This is a genomic window from Shewanella sp. SM87, assembly GCF_025653705.1.
Taxonomy (GTDB): Bacteria; Pseudomonadota; Gammaproteobacteria; order Enterobacterales; family Shewanellaceae; genus Shewanella; species Shewanella oncorhynchi.
In genome coordinates this window covers 44,674-66,000 of record NZ_JAKKSC010000007.1, presented here as the reverse complement: position 1 = coordinate 66,000, position 21,327 = coordinate 44,674, and the positions used below count along the sequence as shown (strand labels likewise).

General features: G+C 43.5%; 20 protein-coding genes, 1 tRNA gene and 1 pseudogene. 12 read left to right on the top strand and 10 right to left on the bottom strand.

Annotated features, from left to right (window positions below):
* Nucleotides 1–179: 179 nt before the first annotated feature.
* A complete protein-coding gene (gene adhE / locus L5M11_RS07500; RefSeq protein ID WP_263144808.1) occupies nucleotides 180–2,783 on the bottom strand; it encodes a bifunctional acetaldehyde-CoA/alcohol dehydrogenase in 2,604 nt (867 codons plus the stop codon).
* Between the two features lie 318 nt (nucleotides 2,784–3,101).
* On the opposite strand from adhE, the gene L5M11_RS07495 reads away from it, so the two are divergent.
* From L5M11_RS07495 to L5M11_RS07450, 10 genes and pseudogenes are all read left to right on the top strand, one after another.
* A complete protein-coding gene (locus L5M11_RS07495; RefSeq protein WP_263191793.1) occupies nucleotides 3,102–3,734 on the top strand; it encodes a YchE family NAAT transporter in 633 nt (210 codons plus the stop codon).
* A gap of 278 nt (nucleotides 3,735–4,012) precedes the next feature.
* Nucleotides 4,013–6,007, top strand: coding sequence for a methyl-accepting chemotaxis protein (locus tag L5M11_RS07490; protein ID WP_263191792.1), 1,995 nt, complete (start codon nucleotides 4,013–4,015; stop codon nucleotides 6,005–6,007).
* A gap of 213 nt (nucleotides 6,008–6,220) precedes the next feature.
* Nucleotides 6,221–6,308 (top strand) — tRNA-Ser (locus L5M11_RS07485).
* Between the two features lie 357 nt (nucleotides 6,309–6,665).
* Nucleotides 6,666–7,901, top strand: coding sequence for a tyrosine-type recombinase/integrase (locus L5M11_RS07480; RefSeq protein WP_263191791.1), 1,236 nt, complete (start codon nucleotides 6,666–6,668; stop codon nucleotides 7,899–7,901).
* A 50-nt stretch (nucleotides 7,902–7,951) separates the two neighbouring features.
* Nucleotides 7,952–8,857, top strand: a complete 906-nt coding sequence (gene hepT / locus L5M11_RS07475) for a type VII toxin-antitoxin system HepT family RNase toxin (protein ID WP_263191790.1) — start codon at nucleotides 7,952–7,954, stop codon at nucleotides 8,855–8,857.
* A 393-nt stretch (nucleotides 8,858–9,250) separates the two neighbouring features.
* The gene (locus tag L5M11_RS07470) at nucleotides 9,251–10,396 is read left to right on the top strand and encodes a hypothetical protein (protein WP_203431828.1); all 1,146 of its coding nucleotides are present in this window, start codon (nucleotides 9,251–9,253) and stop codon (nucleotides 10,394–10,396) included.
* 139 nt (nucleotides 10,397–10,535) lie between these two features.
* Nucleotides 10,536–10,748: a helix-turn-helix transcriptional regulator gene (locus L5M11_RS07465; protein WP_069454518.1), complete on the top strand. Its 213-nt coding sequence runs from the start codon at nucleotides 10,536–10,538 to the stop codon at nucleotides 10,746–10,748.
* Between the two features lie 57 nt (nucleotides 10,749–10,805).
* Nucleotides 10,806–11,264: a YfjI family protein gene (locus L5M11_RS07460; protein ID WP_263191789.1), complete on the top strand. Its 459-nt coding sequence runs from the start codon at nucleotides 10,806–10,808 to the stop codon at nucleotides 11,262–11,264.
* A pseudogene (locus L5M11_RS07455) lies at nucleotides 11,209–12,351 on the top strand (DUF3987 domain-containing protein). The gene L5M11_RS07460 and the pseudogene L5M11_RS07455 overlap by 56 nt, the downstream one beginning before the upstream one ends.
* 202 nt (nucleotides 12,352–12,553) lie before the next feature.
* Nucleotides 12,554–13,231: an inovirus Gp2 family protein gene (locus L5M11_RS07450; RefSeq protein WP_203431823.1), complete on the top strand. Its 678-nt coding sequence runs from the start codon at nucleotides 12,554–12,556 to the stop codon at nucleotides 13,229–13,231.
* Nucleotides 13,232–13,373: 142 nt separating this feature from the next.
* On the opposite strand, the gene L5M11_RS07445 is transcribed toward L5M11_RS07450, so the two are convergent.
* From L5M11_RS07445 to radC, 9 genes are all read right to left on the bottom strand, one after another.
* Nucleotides 13,374–13,667: a type II toxin-antitoxin system RelE/ParE family toxin gene (locus L5M11_RS07445; protein WP_263191788.1), complete on the bottom strand. Its 294-nt coding sequence runs from the start codon at nucleotides 13,665–13,667 to the stop codon at nucleotides 13,374–13,376.
* A complete protein-coding gene (locus L5M11_RS07440; RefSeq protein ID WP_263191787.1) occupies nucleotides 13,655–13,939 on the bottom strand; it encodes a CopG family ribbon-helix-helix protein in 285 nt (94 codons plus the stop codon). Before L5M11_RS07440 ends, L5M11_RS07445 begins: the two co-directional genes overlap by 13 nt.
* Before the next feature lie 285 nt (nucleotides 13,940–14,224).
* Nucleotides 14,225–14,947 (bottom strand): lecithin retinol acyltransferase family protein, encoded by a 723-nt coding sequence (locus L5M11_RS07435; RefSeq protein ID WP_263191786.1) that lies wholly within the window; start codon nucleotides 14,945–14,947, stop codon nucleotides 14,225–14,227.
* 79 nt (nucleotides 14,948–15,026) lie between these two features.
* The gene (locus L5M11_RS07430; protein ID WP_263191785.1) at nucleotides 15,027–15,593 is read right to left on the bottom strand and encodes a site-specific integrase; all 567 of its coding nucleotides are present in this window, start codon (nucleotides 15,591–15,593) and stop codon (nucleotides 15,027–15,029) included.
* A gap of 108 nt (nucleotides 15,594–15,701) precedes the next feature.
* A complete protein-coding gene (locus tag L5M11_RS07425; protein WP_263191783.1) occupies nucleotides 15,702–16,109 on the bottom strand; it encodes a DUF2787 domain-containing protein in 408 nt (135 codons plus the stop codon).
* Nucleotides 16,110–16,302: 193 nt separating this feature from the next.
* Nucleotides 16,303–16,716: a DUF2787 domain-containing protein gene (locus L5M11_RS07420; protein ID WP_263191782.1), complete on the bottom strand. Its 414-nt coding sequence runs from the start codon at nucleotides 16,714–16,716 to the stop codon at nucleotides 16,303–16,305.
* Between the two features lie 245 nt (nucleotides 16,717–16,961).
* Nucleotides 16,962–17,318 carry a type IV toxin-antitoxin system YeeU family antitoxin gene (locus tag L5M11_RS07415; RefSeq protein WP_263191781.1) on the bottom strand — a complete coding sequence of 119 codons (357 nt, stop codon included), beginning with the start codon at nucleotides 17,316–17,318 and terminating at the stop codon, nucleotides 16,962–16,964.
* A 138-nt stretch (nucleotides 17,319–17,456) separates the two neighbouring features.
* Complete coding sequence (locus tag L5M11_RS07410; protein ID WP_263191780.1) at nucleotides 17,457–17,819, bottom strand: hypothetical protein; 363 nt, start codon at nucleotides 17,817–17,819, stop codon at nucleotides 17,457–17,459.
* Between the two features lie 40 nt (nucleotides 17,820–17,859).
* The gene (radC, locus tag L5M11_RS07405; protein ID WP_263191778.1) at nucleotides 17,860–18,366 is read right to left on the bottom strand and encodes a RadC family protein; all 507 of its coding nucleotides are present in this window, start codon (nucleotides 18,364–18,366) and stop codon (nucleotides 17,860–17,862) included.
* 335 nt (nucleotides 18,367–18,701) lie between these two features.
* Here radC and L5M11_RS07400 point away from each other — a divergent pair, with 335 nt between their 5' ends.
* Both L5M11_RS07400 and L5M11_RS07395 read left to right on the top strand, forming a co-directional pair.
* Complete coding sequence (locus L5M11_RS07400; protein ID WP_259215842.1) at nucleotides 18,702–19,154, top strand: MerR family transcriptional regulator; 453 nt, start codon at nucleotides 18,702–18,704, stop codon at nucleotides 19,152–19,154.
* The gene (locus L5M11_RS07395; protein WP_263191776.1) at nucleotides 19,132–21,306 is read left to right on the top strand and encodes a VIT domain-containing protein; all 2,175 of its coding nucleotides are present in this window, start codon (nucleotides 19,132–19,134) and stop codon (nucleotides 21,304–21,306) included. The genes L5M11_RS07400 and L5M11_RS07395 overlap by 23 nt, the downstream gene beginning before the upstream one ends.
* The last annotated feature ends 21 nt before the right edge of the window (nucleotides 21,307–21,327 follow it).

Sequence of the window (21,327 nt, the reverse complement as noted above, 5' to 3'; positions counted from 1 at the left end):
GTTTAGTGAGGGTCAGTCGAATTCACGGTTAGTGAAGCAATTTTACGTTTCATATCCACGGTTTACATCACGGTAAAACACGGTAATAAATCATGCAATAAAAAGCCCTCATTCGAGGGCTTCTTCATTTATGTCGTGCGGCTTTTATTAAGCTCGTGCCTAGCATTGGCAGGCGACACCTAGTTGTTGTCGCTATAGGCTCGGCCATAATAGCTATCGAGGAACAGTTGTTTCAGCTCGTTAATCAATGGGTAGCGTGGGTTGGCACCGGTACATTGATCATCGAACGCATCTTCGGCTAATTCATCTAACTTGGCGAGGAAGTCGGCTTCGTTGACACCGGCTTCTTGGATAGAAGCAGGAATGCCAATCGTCTTCTTGAGGTGTGTGATTTTCTCAAGCAATTTTTCGACTTTTTCTTCATCCGTCTTTCCGCCTAGTTTCAAGTGATCTGCGATGGCAGCATAACGGCACAGGGCTTTTGGCCTGTCGTATTGGCTAAAGGCCGCTTGCTTAGTGGGCAGATCCGTTGCGTTAAAGCGTATTACGTTGTTGATCAGCAGCGCATTGGCTAGGCCATGGGCGAGATGGAACTCGGCGCCCAGTTTGTGTGCCATTGAGTGGCAAATCCCAAGGAAAGCGTTAGCAAAGGCGATACCCGCAATAGTGGCGCCATTGTGGACCTTTTCACGGGCGACAGGTGATTGTGAACCCAAGTTGTAGGCATCGGGTAAATATTTGCACAGTAAGTCGAGGGCTTGTAGCGCTTGGCCATCGCTGTACTCATTCGCCATCACGCTGACATAGGCTTCTAATGCATGGGTCACCGCATCTATGCCACCAAAGGCGGTGAGGGATTTAGGCATGTCCATCACAAGATTTGGATCAACAATCGCCATATTGGGCGTGAGTTGATAGTCGGCAATCGGGTATTTTTTACCGGTAATTTCGTCTGTCACTACCGCAAAAGGTGTGACTTCTGAGCCAGTGCCTGAAGTCGTCGGAATTGCCACCATCATGGCTTTGGTGCCCATTTTGGGGAATTTGTAGATACGTTTACGAATGTCCATAAAACGCAGCGCCAAATCGGCAAAATCCACATCTGGATGCTCGTACATCACCCAAATAATCTTAGCCGCATCCATTGGTGAGCCGCCGCCGAGCGCAATTATCACATCGGGTTTAAAGCTTTGAGCGACCTTAGCGCCTTGACGCACTATGGCTAAGGTGGGGTCGGCTTCAACATCGTAAAAAATTTCGGTTTCAAGGCCTTGGGCTTTTAAAATCCGCATGGTTTCATCGCAATAACCGTGGTTGAACAAAAATCTGTCTGTGATGATTAAGGCGCGTTTTTTATCGCTCAGTTCTTCGAGCGCGATGGGCAAACTGCCGCGGCGGAAATAGATAGATGCAGGAAGCTTATGCCACAACATGTTTTCGGCCCTCTTAGCGACGGTTTTTTTATTGATTAGATGACTCGGGCCAACGTTTTCTGAAATCGAGTTGCCGCCCCAAGAACCACAGCCTAAAGTGAGCGAAGGTGCCAGTTTGAAGTTGTACAGATCGCCAATACCGCCCTGTGAAGCTGGGGTGTTGATCAAAATACGTGCCGTTTTCATTCTAAAACCAAAGGCATGTACACGTTCGGTTTGGGTATCTTGGTCGGTATAAAGCCCTGATGTGTGGCCAATGCCGCCGAGTGCGACTAAAGCTTCAGCTTTATCCATGGCATCGTTAAAGTCGATGGCGCGGTACATACCAAGCAGTGGTGATAATTTTTCATGGGCGAAGGCTTCGCTGTCGCAAATGTCGGTGACTTCACCAATCAACACTTTGGTCCAGTGCGGCACTTCAAAGCCCGCCATTTGCGCGATACTGGCGGCGCTTTGGCCAACGATATCGGCATTTAAGCCACCATTTTTTAAAATGACCTGCTGCATCGCTGCGGCTTCATCCTTCGACAGCATATAGCCACCGTGGGTTGCGAAACGCTCTTTAACCTGCTCATAAATACTGTCGACCACAATTACCGCTTGCTCTGACGCACAAACCACACCGTTATCGAAGGTTTTTGACATGAGAATCGAACTGACTGCGCGTTTGATGTCGGCGGTTTCATCGATAACAATAGGCGTGTTACCCGCACCTACGCCAATAGCAGGTTTACCGGAAGAGTAGGCGGCTTTCACCATGCCAGGGCCACCGGTTGCGAGGATTAAATTGACCTTAGGGTGAGTCATTAATTGATTCGATAGTGCAACGCTGGGTTCATCAATCCAACCAATAATGTCTTTGGGCGCGCCCGCGGCTATGGCAGCATCAAGCACTAATTTTGCTGCAGTTGTGGTCGATATTTTGGCCCTAGGATGGGGCGAGAAGATAATTGCGTTACGGGTTTTAAGGCTGATTAAGGCCTTAAATATCGCGGTCGATGTGGGGTTAGTGGTCGGTACTATGCCACAAATGATACCTACGGGTTCAGCAATGGTAATAGTACCGAAGGTGACATCTTCAGATAAAATTCCGCAGGTTTTTTCATCTTTATATTTGTTATAAATGTATTCGGAGGCAAAGTGGTTTTTAATTACTTTGTCTTCAACCACACCCATGCGGGTTTCTGCGGCGGCCATTTTCGCCAGCGAGATACGCGCATCGGCAGCTGCAAGGGCGGCTGCACGGAAAATTTTATCGACTTGCGCTTGGCTGAATGTCGCATACTCGGCTTGTGCTTTCGCCACTCGCTCGACCATGAGATCCAGTTCTTGTGCATTGGTCACTGTCATGATTAATACTCCTAAAAAGATTTAGTGAATCAAGGCATTCACTAAATCCTCTTTATGGTAGAAAATTACACCTAAAGCCGCGTTGAAAGTGTGATATCAACGACAATATCGTGCTTTTATGTAATAAAACTACACTTAGGGTAACTTGTTTGTTTAAAGTTGCGCTGAAAATGCATCGGCTTCGATAACTAAATATTATTCGAAGTTGTGATTTAACCTCAAAAATCTCATTTTTCAGTCAATAGCGCTTGAGATACTATACTTGCCCTCAAGCTTATTTTGATGAAGACGGCGTGACACGCACATAAGGATAGTCCCTTGGAGTTAACTCTTTACGTTAAATTTTTTCTTGGCCTCGTTGCCATCATTAATCCGATTGGCTTGTTGCCTGTGTTTGTGAGCTTAACGAGCCATCAAACGGAGGCTGAGCGGAATCACACGGGTAAAGTAGCGAACTTTGCGGTTGTGGTGATCCTCTTAGTCACGATTGTGGCGGGGCAGCACATTCTGAATATGTTCAGCATTTCGTTATCTGCCTTTAGAATTGCTGGTGGCAGCCTGATTGCCATTATTGCGATGTCAATGTTGCAAGGTAAGTTAGGCGAAGTAAAGCGTAACCAAGAGGAAGACCGCGAATCCTCGGCGATGGAATCTGTGGCGGTTGTGCCTTTGGCTTTGCCACTGATGGCGGGACCTGGCGCTATCAGTTCGGTGATTGTCTTTGCCGCTGAGCATAATTCATTGTCGAACATTATTGCGATGTTCATTACTGTGATAGTGTTTGGTTTAGTGAGTTTTGGCCTGTTTAGAATGGCATCTATCATTTATAAGATCCTCGGCAAAACGGGTATTAACGTGATTACCCGTCTCATGGGACTCTTGATGTTATCTATTGGTATCGAAGTCATTGCGGCTGGTGTGAAGGGATTATTCCCACAGCTTTTCAGCTAGAGTCATCTTCAGTCACAGATTAAGTGTTCCTTTCTCTAGAAAAACGCATTGGAATTTTCAATGCGTTTTTTATTTCTATCTGATCCTTGTTTGACGTTTCTCAAGTTTGCTCTGCGATTAGCAAAATCTAAACAATTGATGGAATATGGGGGAAATCCTCGTTTATCAGGATATTAGCTTGCGCAATTTCAATAAACCTTAGTCGTCCTACGGTTGATATTATGCTATACCTAGTGTTCGGTCTTTGGATCTAAAACTAAGTTTAAAAGGATATTTCTATGAAATGGCAATGGATTGGTAATCTCAGTCTAAAACAAAAATTATTAATGGTTGTCTTGCCTCCACTGTTAGCCTGTTTTTTATGTGGCGCGCTTTACCTCATTGAAAAATATGAATATAGAAAAGATTTAACCTTAGTAGTGCAATTAAGCGAGCTAGCCGTCACTAACAGTAATTTAGTGCATGAGTTACAAAAAGAGCGCGGCATGAGTGCTGGATTTATTGGCTCAGCAGGAAAAGCGTTTGCGGGTAAAATACCTGGTCAAAGACAATTAACGGATACGCAGCTCGGCCTCTATCAGCGTTTTATCACTGAGAATCTTCTGCCGGAGATATTTGCCCCAAAACTTAGAGAGCTAAACGCTCAACTCGGGCGTTTAAATGCCATCCGCTTGCAGGTGGATAATTTAAGTATCAGTGTCGCCGATGAAGTTGCCTATTACACTGAGTTAAATAAGTTATTACTGACAATAGTCGATGAAACCGCAAAAACGGGTGCTAATCAAGAAATCGCCATTAAAGCGACGGCTTTTAGTGCTTTTTTGCAATTAAAGGAAAGGGCGGGGATTGAAAGGGCGGTACTCAGCTCAACCTTTGGCCAAGCTGGATTTAAGCCTAAGGTTTATGCCAAATTTATCACTTTGGTTTCGGAGCAAAATACCTATCAAGAGCGTTTTTTAGCGCTAGCAAATTCTGATTTATTATCCTCGTTTAACCGTTTACAGAGTTCAGCTGCAATGCATGACGTTGAGCTGTTACGTCAAATCGCATTCGAGCAAGATAATCAAAAAATCCTGCAACAAAGTCCCGAAGAGTGGTTCAGTAAATCGACCGCCCGGATTGAACTATTACGTGAGTTTGAACAGCAAGTCTCGGCAGATTTACTTAATACCACCCATGAAAGATTAACCTTAGCGAATGAGAAAATGTTCTTAGTGCTCGCGACCTTAATCTCAGTATTGGCGATAGTCTTGATATTGAGTCTTTCTGTTATCCGTTATTTGCATGACAGTGTGCATCACTTATATTCGACCATCACGCAAGCCCGTAAACATTACGACTTAAGTGTGCGTCTGACTCACTCTAGCTCCGATGAATTCGGTGAACTCGCCATCGCCTTTAACGACATGATGAGTGATTTTGAAAAGGTGATCCTACATGTACGTTCCAGTGGCGCTAAATTGCAACAAGCTGTGGCGCAAATGGATCTCTGTACCCATGCCATGGAGCAAGATGTGATGGCGGGCCACAGTGAGGCAGAGCAAGTGGCCTCCGCTATGACAGAAATGAGTGCAACAGTGGCCGAGATTGCTAGCAATGCAGTGCAGGCATCCGAAGCGTCTTCCGCCGCCAATATAGAGGCTAAAGAAGGCAACCTCGAAGTCGGCCGAACCAGCAAAGCGATCAAAGCGTTAGCCGACGATATTAGTGGGGCGTCTAAAGCCATTAACGATTTAGACCGTGAAATTCACGGCATAGTGGTAGTGCTTGAAGTGATCAGCAGTATTGCTGAGCAAACTAATTTACTCGCGCTTAATGCCGCCATTGAAGCTGCCCGCGCAGGGGAAATGGGCCGCGGTTTTGCTGTAGTTGCAGACGAAGTCCGAAGTTTAGCGCAGCGCTCACAAACCTCGACCTCTGACATTAAAAATATGACAGATAGATTGAAGGCGGGAGCGAGCATTGCAGTACAAGCCATGGACAGAGGGTTAGCTCAGGCTAATAGCAGTGTTCATGAAGCTGAACAGGCAGGCATCGAATTGAAACGTATTGTGGAGCAAGTAGACATTATTGACCGCATGAACGAGCAAATTGCCACAGCAACCCATGAGCAATCGGCGGTATCCGAAGACGTAAATCGTAATGCACTGAAGATCAGTGAGATTTACCTTAATACTCAAAGGATCTCCGATGAGCTTAGGGAGCTGACCAAAGCCCTGACGTTTGACGCGAATTCAATGTCAAAAGAAGTACACAAATTTACCGTCAATTAACGGTATAAAACGGTGAAAAGATTCAATAAATCACGGCGGTTTGTTTAGCAATTGTGCAACCGCCTGAAACTGAGTCTTTTTTACTTGACCCCCTTTAGGCTTTTGCGTACAGTACCGCTCCGTTAACGATGAAAGCCTCTCGGCAAGGCTATACGAAATCGTTAGTGATTCTTAAACGTGAAAGATTAACCACGCTAACATAAATCGACATATGGTGAGGTGTCCGAGTGGCCGAAGGAGCACGCCTGGAAAGTGTGTATACGGTAACGTATCGAGGGTTCGACTCCCTCTCTCACCGCCAAATTCAAGTTTAAAGACGTCCTAGGGCGTCTTTTTTCTTATCTGTATTTTATAAAAATCAATAACTTACCATCCTATATTGTTTAATGCCATCCTACAGCATCCGAAATCTTTAGTAATGCTAAAAGTAATGCCAAGGAAATTTGGCAAATTTTGGCATTACTTTTCACATCAAAAAATACCCATTTTTTATGCCGTTTTTTCACTTGATTTTCTCGATTTTATAGCCCAGATTTAACTTGGCAATATCCTGATTTATCTGAATTTATTCAGTGATAAGTAATGCTTGATTTTAGAGTGCGAAATAATGCCAAAATCAAGCATTACTTTGGGGCTTAATTTGAGGGGGTAGAACGGTATGGGAAGGAGTACAAATAAGCTGACTGCAAAAGCGGTGCTCAATGCTAAAGCGGAAGCAAAGCCCTATAGATTGTCAGATGGTGGCAATCTCTATCTTTATGTGCGCACTGCAGGGAAAACGTGGGAATTTAGATACATACGTCCCTCCACCAGCAAACCCACCTATTTTGGTTTAGGCTCATATCCTGATGTATCCTTAGGTGAGGCGCGAGATAAAGCGCTAGAAGCGCGAAAAAACTTGGCCGAAGGCATCGACCCTCAATTACTTAAAGTTGAAAACAAATTAAAAGCAGCAACAGAGAACGCTCAAACTCTCAAGCATATTGCGCAAATGTGGATGGACTCAAAGCAGGGAAGCATTAAGCCTAAAACCATCGAAGGTAATTGGCGCAAGCTTGAGCTGTATGCCTTCCCTAAGCTGGGGAGTATTGCGATTAGTAGACTCACGGCTCCTATAGCCATTGCCGCGCTCAAGCCCCTTGAACAGAAGGGGCATCTTGAAACGGTTAAACGTACCGCTCAGTTACTGAATGAAATCATGAACTATTCGGTTAACTCTGGTTACATTCATGCCAATCCGTTGTCAGGTATTCGAGAAGTTTTTAGAAAAAGCAAAGTGGAGCATCTGAAGGCATTAAAACCAGCAGAGCTAGCTGAATTACTGCAGACCGTCGCAAACGCCAATTTATTGTTAACGACCCGGTGTTTGATTGAATGGCAATTGCACACAATGACCAGGCCAAATGAAGCGGCCGGAGCCCGTTGGGAAGAAATCGATTTTGATGCCAAACTTTGGACTATTCCTGAATCACGCATGAAAATGAATCGTGAGCATATTATCCCGCTTACAGAGCATACCCTCGCGATACTCGAAACTGTTAAGCCGATTAGTGAACAGAGCCAATTCGTTTTCCCGTCATCTAAAGATCCTAAAAAGCACACAGATCCTGAAACTATAAACAAAGCATTAGGGCGAATGGGATTAAAGGGAAGAACAACGGGTCATGGTTTACGCTCGCTGGCGAGCACTACCTTAAACGAACAGGGCTTTGATGGTGATGTCATTGAGGCCGCGTTAGCCCACGTAGATAAAAACCAAATCCGCAGCGCCTATAATCGCACTACCTATTTAGAGCGACGGACCAAGTTAATGGAGTGGTGGAGCAATCATATTGCCACTGCAGCAGTCGGGTCTTTGTCAGTAACAGCGGGGTCAAGAAAATTAGGGGCATGACCTGTTAAGGCCGAATAGATATTATCTCCTGAGTTAAAAGGTTAGGGGACGTGACACACGGACCCTTCCTGAAGTCCGACTCAGGATTGGTACACTTACATCATGACCAACTTAAAGCCAAGCCAATGACTATCGAGCAGAGCCAGTATTTGCACCAACTAAGCGCTTTAGCTGCAAGCCATCCGAAGGTGGCGGTATTATGGCTGTATGGTTCGCAGGCTAAAGGAAATGCTAGCGAGCATAGTGATTGGGATTTAGCCGTCGCATTCGATCCCGTAAAGGCGGAGAGTGTGCTTGATACTCGTATTAGAGCTGAATTGCTTGCTATGGATTGGCAAAGGGCATTGGGGCTAGCCGAAGGGAAGCTTTCCGTCGTCGATATCAATCTAGCACCAATCCCTCTGGCCTTTGGTATCATTAATGCTAACAAACTTATCTTTATTCGAGATGAAGGCCGAAGAATGCAAGAAGAGTCTCGCATAATGTCGCAAATGGAACTCGATTATTCAGCCCCAAGCCACTTTATTATTTTGGATAATGCCTATATCACGTCATTGAGTTTAAGCCTTAGCCAGTACCAAGACGAGTTTGGAGAATTACGTCAATTACTCAGTCAGCGTTCCTTATCTAATCTCGAATATCGAGCAGCAGAGCGAATATTACAGATCTCTATTGAAGCTTGCATTGGCATTGCGAAACATTGGGCTAAAGCACTGGTTGGATATAGTTCGCAGGATGCTTATCAAGCATTTGAGATCCTGTGTCAACGAGGTGCACAACCAGCCGATGAATTAAATGACTGGCGTAAAGTGATAGGCCTGCGTAATGCACTGGTACATGATTATCTGAATATTGACCATGAGATAATCCGCAGTGTGATCTTTCAAGGTTATAGCGATAGTTTATTTGTCTTTGCAGAGCAGGGGTTAGAGTGCTTATCACTGAAGAGTGACTAAAATGGGCCTCCTTACCTTTATATGTGCCGTGAAAAACTCTCTTGCCAAGTAGGAGCTTTTCAATATATTTTCGCAAAATTTGTCTTATGCTTGCTCTGCTCTAATGCTTTTGTACATTTTCGCCTATTCACTGAAGTCAATTCATACAGAATGCCTAATACTTGCCATGATCTCCAACTCATCATTATGCTGGGTTCGTCCCAATACCTTTTAAAATGTCCATCGGGTAACTCATGGAATTTGTGATGCAATGCTGGTTTTTATTGTTGTCTAATCATGATTTTCCAATGAACAGGTATAGAAATTTGTCTCATTTTTTAGAATTAGAAGTGATTTTTGGTGCTATTCCTGCTATTAGTAGCAGAAATAGCAGTTTATTTGAGTGGAGTACCAATGGACAACATCGTAAATCTATCACTTTTAGACGCAGGGAATAAATTAAAAATTTCTTTATCTGAGATACTCAAATACCTGAGTGAAGATAATAAACCGGTATTGGCTAGTTTTCATCCAAATGTAAATGTTTGGGCTCTTCATAAAATAAGTAAGAACTCCTCAGTTGGTTTTAAGGAGTTTATATCTATTAAAGATGCAAATGGTAAAGATAAAACAGAAGTTTATAAAAATGAAGTTATTTGTGATGTGGAATTGATTAAGGATATTAACTTTTTAAAATTATCAGGGGCCAGTGTTAATGCTATTGCTCGGCATGGACATTTTGAAATAAATACATCAGATGCCATTTTCTGGTTAGATTCAGATGGTGAAATAAATAAAATTAACTGTGTTGGAAAGCGTGAGGATTTTTTGAAATTAGGTAAGTACGAAAAGGTGGTCAAATATTCACCACAGTATATGATTAATAATTTCGTTAAACTAAATGGTGAAGTTGATTTTGTTTTCACTGATAAAATAGTTAATGTGTGGTTACCTGATAATAGTACTTTAAATAAATTGACAAGCATAAAAGTTGGTGTTGATTCAATATATGTGTTTGAAAGTGATATTCAAGGTTTTATGGTTGATGATGTTGACTTGATTCCTATATCTAGCCCCTATTACGTTGATAAATCTATCCGAAATCAATCTGATCTTGATAAGTTGGCCGTTAAAGGATTTTGTTTGTTTGAAATGCAAAATAAATCTGATATTGCAACTATTGAATTGGAATCGTGGATGGAGAAAGAACAGGGTTATCCTGTAAAGAAAGCAAAGACTGCTGCTTTCTGTCTTCGTCCAAAAACAAGGGCAAATAATGATGCTAGTAAAGAAAGTTCACAAATTTGCAAATTTAAGTTTTTAACTGAAGCACTTAGTACATTTTGGCAAGGAGAATTTCCAGAACCTAACGACAAAAAGAAGCTAGATCCAGAACGTGACCATAAATTGATCTCTCAAGTTAATGCTGTGATTTGCGATGTATTCAAATTTTTAGTGAGCAAGCATTTTTCAGAGGAGAATGCCAATTACGCAGAACAAATTTTAAGGCCAAACGTTTACAAGAGTATGAAAAGTGCAGAAACTCTTAGAGAAATTTAAAAATAAATTCGGGAGATAATTATTCTTTAAAATCCTGTGCTTCCGTAGGTTTGGGAGAAAATGGTCTCGATTTTCTCCCTGGAAAACGTTAAAGGCAGGCGCTTATCATTGCAGCTTCTTACACAACAAAGAGGCGCATATGGAACTGATCATCACTAATAATTCAATCATTCGATTGAAGACATTAACCCAGTTAACAGGGCTTTCACGTTCGACCATCTATGATAAACAAAACTCGCGATCTCCGCGATACGATCCGACTTTCCCTAAAAAGGTGACACTTGGTGCCAGAGCGGTAGGCTGGTATTTTGGTGAGGTTGAAGCATGGCTTAAATCAATAAGAGTTCAGTAATGGATTAAAGATTTTCTGATCACTGACAATATTACTTATTATCAAAGGAAAACTGATATGTCTGAACGTTTTGAAAATAAAAACTTACCTCCGCGGCGGTATAATAAAAATATATATATTACATTTCCAGTATCTAATGGAGTTTTTCCTCGAATAGGAGAAGGTACTCTGTTAGGTAATACGATACTTGAAACTCATTTAATTACTAAAGCAGCATATCCCTTAATTGCCAGTACAGCACTTGCTGCTATTTCTACCGCCTTACAGGTGCATATAGATGTTGAACTACCAACAGGGAAGATTTGTCCAATCTCGCTTAACTTATTAACTTGTGCTGATTCAGGTGAGCGAAAATCTATGGTTGAAAATTTATTAATGGCAGGGATTAAAAATTACCAAAAAAAGCGTGAATTATCTTGTAAAGAACAGTTAATTAAGTATGAGATTTTGAGAGAGGTACATGATGCTAAATCCAAGTCGCTTAAAAAAAGATTGCTCAGAAATGCAGGAATCTAGGAACACAGAAAATGAAGTAAGTGAAGTAAATGAAATAAATGATCCTTTACAAGAGTTGATCGAGCATGAAGCAAAACAACCACAACGGCCAAAGGCTTTCAGAATTATGTATGAGGATAGTACGATAGCGGCGCTTACGTTTGGACTCAAGAATGACTCACCACATGCGTATCTTGGGTCAAGTGAGGGCGGTGTGCTAATGAATAGTGCCTTAATGTCAAACACACCTGTGCTTAATGCCATTTGGAGTGGAGATGATGTCACTGTTGCAAGAAAAACAACAGATTCTTATACGCTTTCAGGTGTTAGGTTAACTACACATATCATGATCCAGCCTCAAGCATTGAAACGATTTATGGATAAATCACAGGATGTTGTAAGAGGCAATGGTTATCTTTCTCGCTTTTTAGTGTGCTTCCCAATGCCTCTTAGCGGTGGTCGGAAAACCAATGGGATCAGGTATGAGAAAGAATTTATCAATCAATTCAATCAAAGAATAGAAGAATTACTAGAGGGTAAATAAATGGAACGTAGAATAGTAAAATTTTCAGATGACGCGATAGATTTATGGTTAAATATATCTAACGATATTGAATTTAAAATGGCTCCTGGGGGAATTTACGAGAATGCCAGAGATCATGCTTCAAAACTAGCAGAAATTATTGCTAGAACTGCAGCAAATATTCACTATTTTGAACATAATTTTGACTCTAAAATATCAGTTGAGTCATTAAGAACAGCAATTGACTTGGTGAGCTATTACTCTTTTCACTTTTTAAATAATTTTTGCCCACCACCTATGGAGGTCATTTTGGGGCAAAAGCTAGCTCTATGGTTAAATTCATATCGTGATCGAGGGTATCGGTATATTAAAAAGAATAAGGTCTTACAACTTGGCCCTCCTATGTTAAGGAAAAGCAAGAATTTAAATGATGCGTTGAACGAACTTTTATCGAATAGACTTATTGATGTTTTTGATTATAATACCACGGTTGTTATTGATTTGTATCCTGGAGCTCCTTATGACAGAATTATCTTTGAACGTGATATGAACCTGTTTAATATCAATCAAAATGGTCCTGTGTAGCTTGATTGTTTTCTGCATATAAAATCAGAGTTGGTTTTTATATTGTATAGTTTTGACATCTGCTTCTTGACGAGCATATTTTATTTCAGACTGTTTGTTCTGTGAGGGGCTCGTTTGTTTTCAATTGCTGCGACTCCTAGGTTGTTAATATTATATTGATAATCTAGGGTTGTTATTTTTATAACTTTAAGGTTGGTATGGTGTGTCTCAGTATAACAATAGAAACTTAACCGTATTAAATGCCAAAGAGTTTAGTGGACTGCCAATTCTTCAATTTAAAAATGGAGTCTATGGGGAGTATTTGCACAATAACTTTAACGTTATCTATCACGCATTAAATAGGTATGCAAAGGTTTTCGCTGTGAGAGTTGACTTGAGATTTCCTGACTATTTTGACACCGATAATAACCGTTATGTTACGCGGTTTATTGAATCTCTAAAAGCGAAAATTAACGCAAATTATAATGCAAAGTGTAAAAATACTGAAGGATTTGTGCATCAAAGTGAAGTACTGTATATCTGGGTGCAGGAAACCGGGGAACTTAACCGATCACACTACCATCTTTGTTTGTTTTTTAATGGCAATGCTTATAGAAGTTTAGGTGTATTTGAACTTGGTAGACCTAATTTGTATAACCGAATCGTTAAAGCTTGGGCGAGTGCGCTAGCGTTGGATGTTGTTGCAGCACAAGGCTTAGTTCACTTTCCCAAAGCGCCTTGCTATCTATTAGAGCGTGGTCGGATTCACCTGAACCATACTTTACGTGCGTTGTTTCTGCGGTTAAGTTACTTTGCCAAAGTTGACAGTAAGACCTATGGTGATGGACGTCGTCATTATGGCTGTAGTCGATTATTGGGTAGGCTACAAGTTGATGATTAACTTACTTTGTACGATTGCTGCTAGTACAAATAGGAAAGTAAAGGGCAAGGGGCTCAAATCCCTTGCTTTTGTGTTTATTGAGAGTAGCAGTATATTCATAATCGCTCATCCATGCGAAGACCTCTTTGCTGATGCATCTCTATCAATATCCGGCTTCTTTTTGGTGGCGGATACACAATACGGTCAATCGTTCGCCGCCATCATACTGGTACATTGCCAGATAGCCAGTGTCACCAAAGTCGATCAGCAGTTCCCTAAAGCTAAAGTCATTGTCATCGATAGGCCGACCAATGTCTGGATAACTTTCCAGTTTTCTAATGGTATTGATTATGGCGCTGGCAGCCCGTTGTGCGGCAGGGGGATTTTTACTGCGAAGAAACTCACGTAAGCGCTCTAAATCACCTAATGCTGTGGCAGTGAAGATTATTTGTGGCATGAAGGGGCTGCCTGTTCATTTTCACTTCCCCAGGACTCCAGCCAACTCACCACTTCGTCACCAGTCACATGCAAGCCTGATGTCTGGTGTTCTTCCCATGCGCGTAACGCCTCTTGCTGCAGTGCCTCGCGTTTTTCTTCTCTCTCAACGTATTCACGGATCGCTTCACGCATCATCCAGTGTGATGAACGTTTACGAGTTTCGGCTAAATGCTCGACTCTGGCTTTCATATCAGCATCTAATTTAACCGACACGGGTTTGATTGTGCTCATCTGTGACTCCAAAAGTAATGCTTAGTACTACTAGGTAATACCTTAGCATAACGTGGTACAAAAAAATAATGATTACACGTTTACTTGCGTGTATGAGCAACGCCATAAGCTCAAGGATGATAGAAGATAGTTTGTATCACTTAACTGGGCAAACCTGTTACGCCTTTATCACGCTAATCTTCAAGGTAATCGCAAGAGGGATAAAAACGATAGCGGCAAGTGATGCCGCTTCGTTTATAGGGTTTGGCTAATGGGTGCTGAGTTATCAATACCGTAGCTGAAGTATTAAGACCTTAGCCACTGCCATGCATCGGCTATCAGCTCAGCACCGGCTTTTACACCATTGATGCCCACTTCTGCTGTCGTCAGCACGGTGTTTAAGCCGGTTTCTACACTGCCAGTGACGAGCTTGATCCCAGCATCAGTTATTTCTCCTTGACGTAAGCAAGCATAACTTTCACCCAGAGTTTGGCTGGTGCCTTTTAGTAAGCATTCGGCAGGTTTAGCGACAAGATCTCCAGGTGTCCCTAGTAGCGTGTTGACTTTATCGGGTAGTCCTAGGTATTCGCCGGTCATCTTAGCGGCGGTAGAGGCTAATACGACGTTTGCGACAGTCCCCGTGGCAAGCTTTGACGCGCTCCTCCCCAGTAAGCCTGCTCTGGCAGAGCCTTGCAGCGCAATGTGGCTAAGATTACTGACTTGATTGGAGGTGCTGCTCCCCGCTAAACATTCATTGACGAAGTGCTCGCAATTATTGGTAGCTACGCCGTATGGACTGTGACCCAGCTGACTGCGTGCAAGCTCAATGGCTTGATGGGGAAACAGGCTGGACTTTTTCACTCTGACACTATGGCCACCCGCAAATCGCTGCAGATCGATTTCTTCGATGATGCCCTGTTTCGATAAGTGAATCACATTGCCATGGCCAACATACAGGCCATGGTGTTCGGTTAAGCCAAGCGGATCGATATTGGTGACCAGATGATCACCGGGATGAAATGTATACATGGTATGTACTCCAAGAATTACAACGCAGATAACTTTAGGTCGCATCTGCTAATGAGTTGAAATGGGCGTGCTGATTGACTCAGATTTCCAGCTCGACAAAGTCTTTATCGATTTGCTGCTGAGTAATGCCGATATAACGCAGGGTGACCGCTTCCGATTGATGCCGCAGCATGCGCATCACCCGGCCAATGTCTTTACAGGCTTGGTACAAGTGGTAACCGCGGGTTTTACGCATCGAGTGGGTCCCTAGGGCTAACTTGATATCGTCACCGACAAAGGCAAACGCTTTGGCGACGGCGCGCCGTGTCAGCGGTTTGGCGGGGGCCTGCTGGTCTTTGGCTTGGCTCGAGCGGTGGGATTGGAACAGGTAGATATGCTCGGGGTGACGCTGGTGGATCGCCTCAATCAACGCCAGCGTCTTAGGATTGAGCTTGATGCTGGCGCGTTTACCGGTCTTCTGCTCAATGATGCTTAAGCGGTCGCCGTCGATATCGCTGAACTTGATCGCCAGTAAGTCAGAGATCCTAAGGGCCAAGTTAAGGCCGATATTCCAGACATCGGCCATCTGCTGACCAAAGTGACGTTCGAGCAGGTAACTGATAAGCTTGATGGTGTCGCGGTTCTTGACCGCTTCGACTTCGTTCATGCTTGGTTCCCTCAATTAGCTATGTCATCAATGTGGGCACCAGTACATTGCAAACCCGCATGGGGCCTACGTTGCTTGGTGCCCAAAATACCTTTGTGGGCACCAAGTTCAGTCGGCGCTGACTTGAACCTGGTACACCTCCATCTCGACGTAGTTGCAGAAGTTCTCCAGCAGCAACCTCACCAAGCTGTCGGCGTGTTCCAGGTAACAGCGGCCAAAGAAGCTGTTGTAGACCTGCTTCTGTTGAAACAGCACTTCCATTTCTTTCTCAAGCTCAGGGAAGGGCCCGCCGCAGTAGGCAAAGTCGGTAAAGTAATTGAGATACCAGCAATCACCTTGGCGGTAGAGGTTGATCTCCACTGGGTGATAACCGCCGCTCTCTGCGTTGTACTCGGGATCGCGGTAGTTAAAGGTGACGATGTTGAGGTTGGGGTTATTGAGTGCTGCCAGTTGTCGTTCTAACACTTCATAAAAGTGCTCTGGCAGTGGCAGGATGGTTTCGCGGTGTATTTTCATGGTGGACTCCAAAACAAAAAGCCCACTAACGACGGGCGTTGCAGGCGGGGTAGGTTGTTGTTAACGACAGAGGCTTGACGTAATCACTTAGGGTAACAAGGGCGCGGGTGTGATGCGCTTGGCCTGTTGCTGGCGATAGAACTGAAACCGGTAGATAGGATAGGATGTTCGCGCGAAATGACGGCGAGGCGAGTTAATCCAAGCTCACCTGCACTTGATAGGCTTCCATCTGGTAGTAACTGACAAAGTTATCGCTAAACAACTTAATCAGCCCCTGTGATTCCCGCTCAGTAATCCAGCCACTAAACAGGCTATAGACCTGCTTGCTGTTAAAGCAGATATCGATGTCTTTAACCAGTTCAGGGAAGGGATGGCCACGAAACGCAAAGTCGGTGACGTAGACGAAACGCCAGTGATCTTGCTGTTTCTCAAGCCGGACTTCGACGGGATGAAAGCCACCCGCTTCGGCGCTGTAATCAGGATCGCGAAAATTAAGGGTGATGGCGTTGGCGTCTTTGGGATCGACGTTGGCAAGTTCCTTTTCAATCACTTGGTAAAAACGATCGGGCATCGCTGGCTGTTGATTACGCTTGATGGTTAATGTCATGGGATATTCCTTGTTTGATTGACGTGCATACGCAAGAGCCAAGGCGCAGTCACGCCTTGGCTCTTGTTGTCTATGCGGTTGGGTTAATAGAACTAGTGTTGGCTAAGCGGTTTAATGTGAGTCGCTAAGGGCTACTTGCTAAAGCTTTTGAGCTGGGAGATTAAAGTTTGGTGGTTATGTTTAACGGATTAGTACTGACTTACGATAATGAATGGGTTATTGAGTCAGGGCGAGGTTGCTGGTGGTCAGTGGCTTAGCTTTGGTTTAGTTTCAGTTTGATAAATCGCAATATACAAAAAGCCGTGGCTACCTAAGGTATCAGCCTCACAGGTAAAGCCTGCGTGTTCAATGCTCACGCAGTGCTGCCCTGTGACATCAATCTCGCCGGTGGCCACCAGCCGCTCAAGCTGTTTAACCATAGCGGGAAAGGCCTCGATAAATTGTTGTTTAATTGCTGGTGGAAATTCACCGACAAAGCTTGAACGGTCATTGAGATAATCCAAGTGCAGACCACGTAAAATCAGCCTTGCACCAAAGCGGGGAGATACTTTACGGGGCAAGCCCCAGGCGTGCTCAATATCGAAAAGTTTTAGCGTTGTCATAGTGACCTCAATGGTTGAAAAAACTTTAGGGAATTGGTTGCTTGTTAGCGGACTAGCGAGAGCGGTGATAAATACCAGTGCTAGTAAGAGCGGTTAATACAGCCGACTAGTCGAGTGGGTGATGACAGATAACGGTCTTTAGGTGTGTACACTCCAATTAGGCTGTTCATTACTGCCATGGTTAAAGTACACCCCGTTGATCACCCGCTGCCATTCACCTGTTGGCATACCATAACTATCACAGGGGCAAACATAGCGGCAAAAGCTGATCTCCTTGGGCAAGTGCTCAACCACATCACGGTGAAAAACAAATAATACGGTTTTATGTAGCTCGCGGTGTGGTGCAACGACTGGCTTGCCAATCACTTGGCCCATGGCATTGAGCGGCCGCACAAACATCGGCAAAATCAGCTCAACTGTTAAGCGGTTACGCAGTTCAGGAAACGCGGCGCAGGCTTCGGCGACACAGGCCTGAGAAAAGCTATCGGTAAATTCAATCATGATGGACTCCTTGATTTGGTGTGGCAGGTTTAAACGCTGGCTAAAGTAAGCCGCGCTCAGCAAAGGACACTGGCAAGCGGCCCACCACGATATGGTCAAGCACGCGCACATCGATAAGTGCTAATGCATCGGTTAACCGTTTGGTGATGTTCTTATCTGCAGTTGAAGGTTCAGATTCGCCGGAGGGATGGTTGTGGGCAAAGATCACCGCAGCTGCATTGATCGCTAACACCGCTTTTACCACCTCTCGTGGATAAACACTGGCGGCATCTAAAGTGCCAAAGAACAGCTCTTTAAACTCGAGTAATTGATGCTGATTATCGAGCAGCATTACCGCAAATACTTCCCGCTCATAACCGCCGAGTTTGTAAGTTAAAAAATCCTTAGTGGCTTGAGGGTTGGTATAGGCGTCCTTCTTCACATAGCGTTCGGCAATGATATTGGCGGCAGAGGCTAGGATCGCTTCGGCAGTCTGCTGCCACTGGTTGATCGGCTGGTCTATCGAGTTGTTAGGTTCAGCTTTTGTGGGTATCGCTTTTGTTGACATATCAGGCTCCTTGAAAGCATTAATGGGCTTATGCACAGGAGTGATATATATCTGAAAAAATTTGGAAAAAGTGCAATAGATAAAAAATATGAATTGGTCAATGTCATGAGGCTATATCAAAGAAGCTTTGAATAGGGCGGGTTTAGATTTTGCATAGAAAAATTTTAATTCCAGAAAGAAAATAGGTCACCGATAGAGTTTTAAGCTAACCAACTTATCCTCATTGTTAATTTTTTGCTCTATTGATTCAAGCTTCATAAAAAATATTATTCATTACACTTGATCTGTACATTGATGGTGTATACATTTAAGTGAAGTTTAAATGGAGGTACAGGATGCAAGAAAAATATGGCATCAGCGATCTGGCGAGATTGCTCGACTTTCCAGTTAGAACGATCAGGTTTTATCTGCAAAAGGGGCTGATTAAAGGGCCTCATGGTGCTGGTCGTGGAGCCTGGTACGACACAGAACATGTTGAGCAATTGCTTAAAATTAAACGTTGGCAAAGTGCGGGGCTGTCTTTAGAGCGAATTCAAGAGTTACTGAATTATGCAAATGAACCTGAGTTGCCTGATATTCAACCAAAAGCTGGGGACATGCGTGTAATCAGTCATTTGCATCTGGGCCAAGGGCTGACGCTAATGATTGACCCAATTGCGGCAGGTTTGAGTAGTGAGCAGTTAAGGATGTTAGTACCTGCAATGATAAGTAGCTATCAGCAGGTTATGCAGTGCTCTTTGCCTAAAAATAATGGTGGGGTGGAAAATGAACAACAATGTGATGAATAACATAGCGCTAGGTAATTCAGAAGGATTTGGGTTTGATCATGACATTGTTTTAAAGCACAGTTTAGTTAATGCGCAACTGAATGGTTCTATCAGTGAAGTCGAATTGGTTCACGAATTTGTAAATCGTGAAACTTGCCCTATTGAAGCCATATTCTCATTTACGTTACCACTAGATGCGGTCATTTTAGGATTATCTATGGCGATTGGTGAGCGTCAGTTCACAGGTGAAGTGATGCCAAAAGCTATCGGAACTGATAAATACGAAGGTGCCATAGCAGAAGGTGACAGTGCTGTATTACTGGAGCGGTTGAATGATGGGTTATATTGTCTCAATGTTGGTAATTTGCTACCTAATGATGACGTTACCATTTCTATTCAGTATGCCCAAGTCCTGAACTGGCAAGACCGTAAACTGCGGTTTTATTTTCCGTGTACAATTGGTGACCGCTACGGACATCAGCGATCAGCAAATTTACAAGATTATCAACAGATTGAGCATAAACTAGATAATGGCGCACGCTTAACATTTAATCTGAGGATTAACGGTGAATTATCTTCCTCATTAGTTACCAGCCCAAGTCATTCATTAACGGTAAAACGAGAAGAGAGTTCTTTAATCTTATCAGGGGATAGGGTTATTCCTGATAGGGACATCATAATTACACTAGAAGCATTACCTTCATTTACTGGCGAAATTCTAGTTGAAAAGAGTGCTTTTGGGTTGCAGTACTGCGCCAACCTGTTATTACCATCCTCAGATAACCACAATGAGTCAGCTCAGTGCTTCCAGTTTATTGTTGACCGTTCAGGTTCAATGTGCGGAGATGCCATTGAGCAGGTGCGTAAGGCCTTCGTCGCAATTAAAATACTTCTCAAGCCATCAGACTGGTTCAACATCATCTCCTTTGGGTCTCAAGCACAAAGTTTGTTTCCATCCCCTGTTCCTGCCGATAGTGAGCATCTTGCAAAACTTCATGCATACATCAACCAGCTAGAGGCCAACATGGGGGGAACTGAAATTGCAGCAGCATTAAACTTGGCTCGCAAAACTGGACGGCATGCAGAATTTGCGACGCAAATGTTGCTGATCACTGATGGTGAAGTGTGGGATACCGCGGCAATAATCGCGGATGCAACAAAAGCAAATATACGATTATTCAGTGTGGGCGTGGGTTCTGCAGTAAACGAAGCTTTTCTGAATAAATTGTCACGCAGTACTGGCGCTTCAGCCATCTACGTATCGCCAAACGAGTCGATGGTCGATGCGATTGTGGGACAATTTAAACGATGCCGTCAGCCAGAGATAACAGATCTTAAAATACATTGGCCGATACCAATTAATGAGCAAGTTGATAAACAGTTACTGTTTACGGGTGATGGATATCAATGCTATGCCACATCTGAGACCGAAATATCACCAAAAACCTACGTGAATATTGAAATTATGCAGCAAAATCAGTCAATCCCGGTAAGACATTTTCGAGGGATTGGTACTGGAACTCTGTCACGTCTGGCTGCTTACCAAAGATTGTCGAGCAGCAAGGATCCTGAGGAAATTGCCGTTAAGTATAGTTTGCTTTGTGAGCAAACCTGCTGTGTGTTGGTCGCCGTGCGGGACCAAAAAGCTGACGGTTTACCAGAGTTGCGAACTATAAGGCACACTCGTGCAGCGGGTGAAGCGGGGTTTGGCTCAGTGGCAGGGGTTGTATCTCTTTGTTTTGCCCCGCCAGTGTATAGCAGTTCAGTGCTTGATTGCCTTGATATCCCAGCATTTTTACGCAAACAGGATGTAAAGTTTGTAGATGATATTGCTGAACCAGTTGATAGTGATATGACTGCAATCGCCAATTGGCTAATAATTTTCAACAAAGCGGCGTCCAATGGTTCGTTGGAATTGAGTTTTACTTGTATTAAATCATTAGGCATTGATTTGCAGAAGATCTTGATGATTGATATGAATTTTTATCCTGACATACCGGAAAAACATCTAGTGTTTGAAATCCTACTAGCATTTCTTGAAGTATCTAATGCTGGAAGAACTGGTCGAAAGTTAAGGCATTGGTTACAGCAACAACATGTTATTGATCAAGTTGATCCCGATATTGCGATAGATATTCGCGCTAATCTAGCCTTGCATCTAACTGGTAGTTAAAAGGTAAAAAGCCTTTCGCCC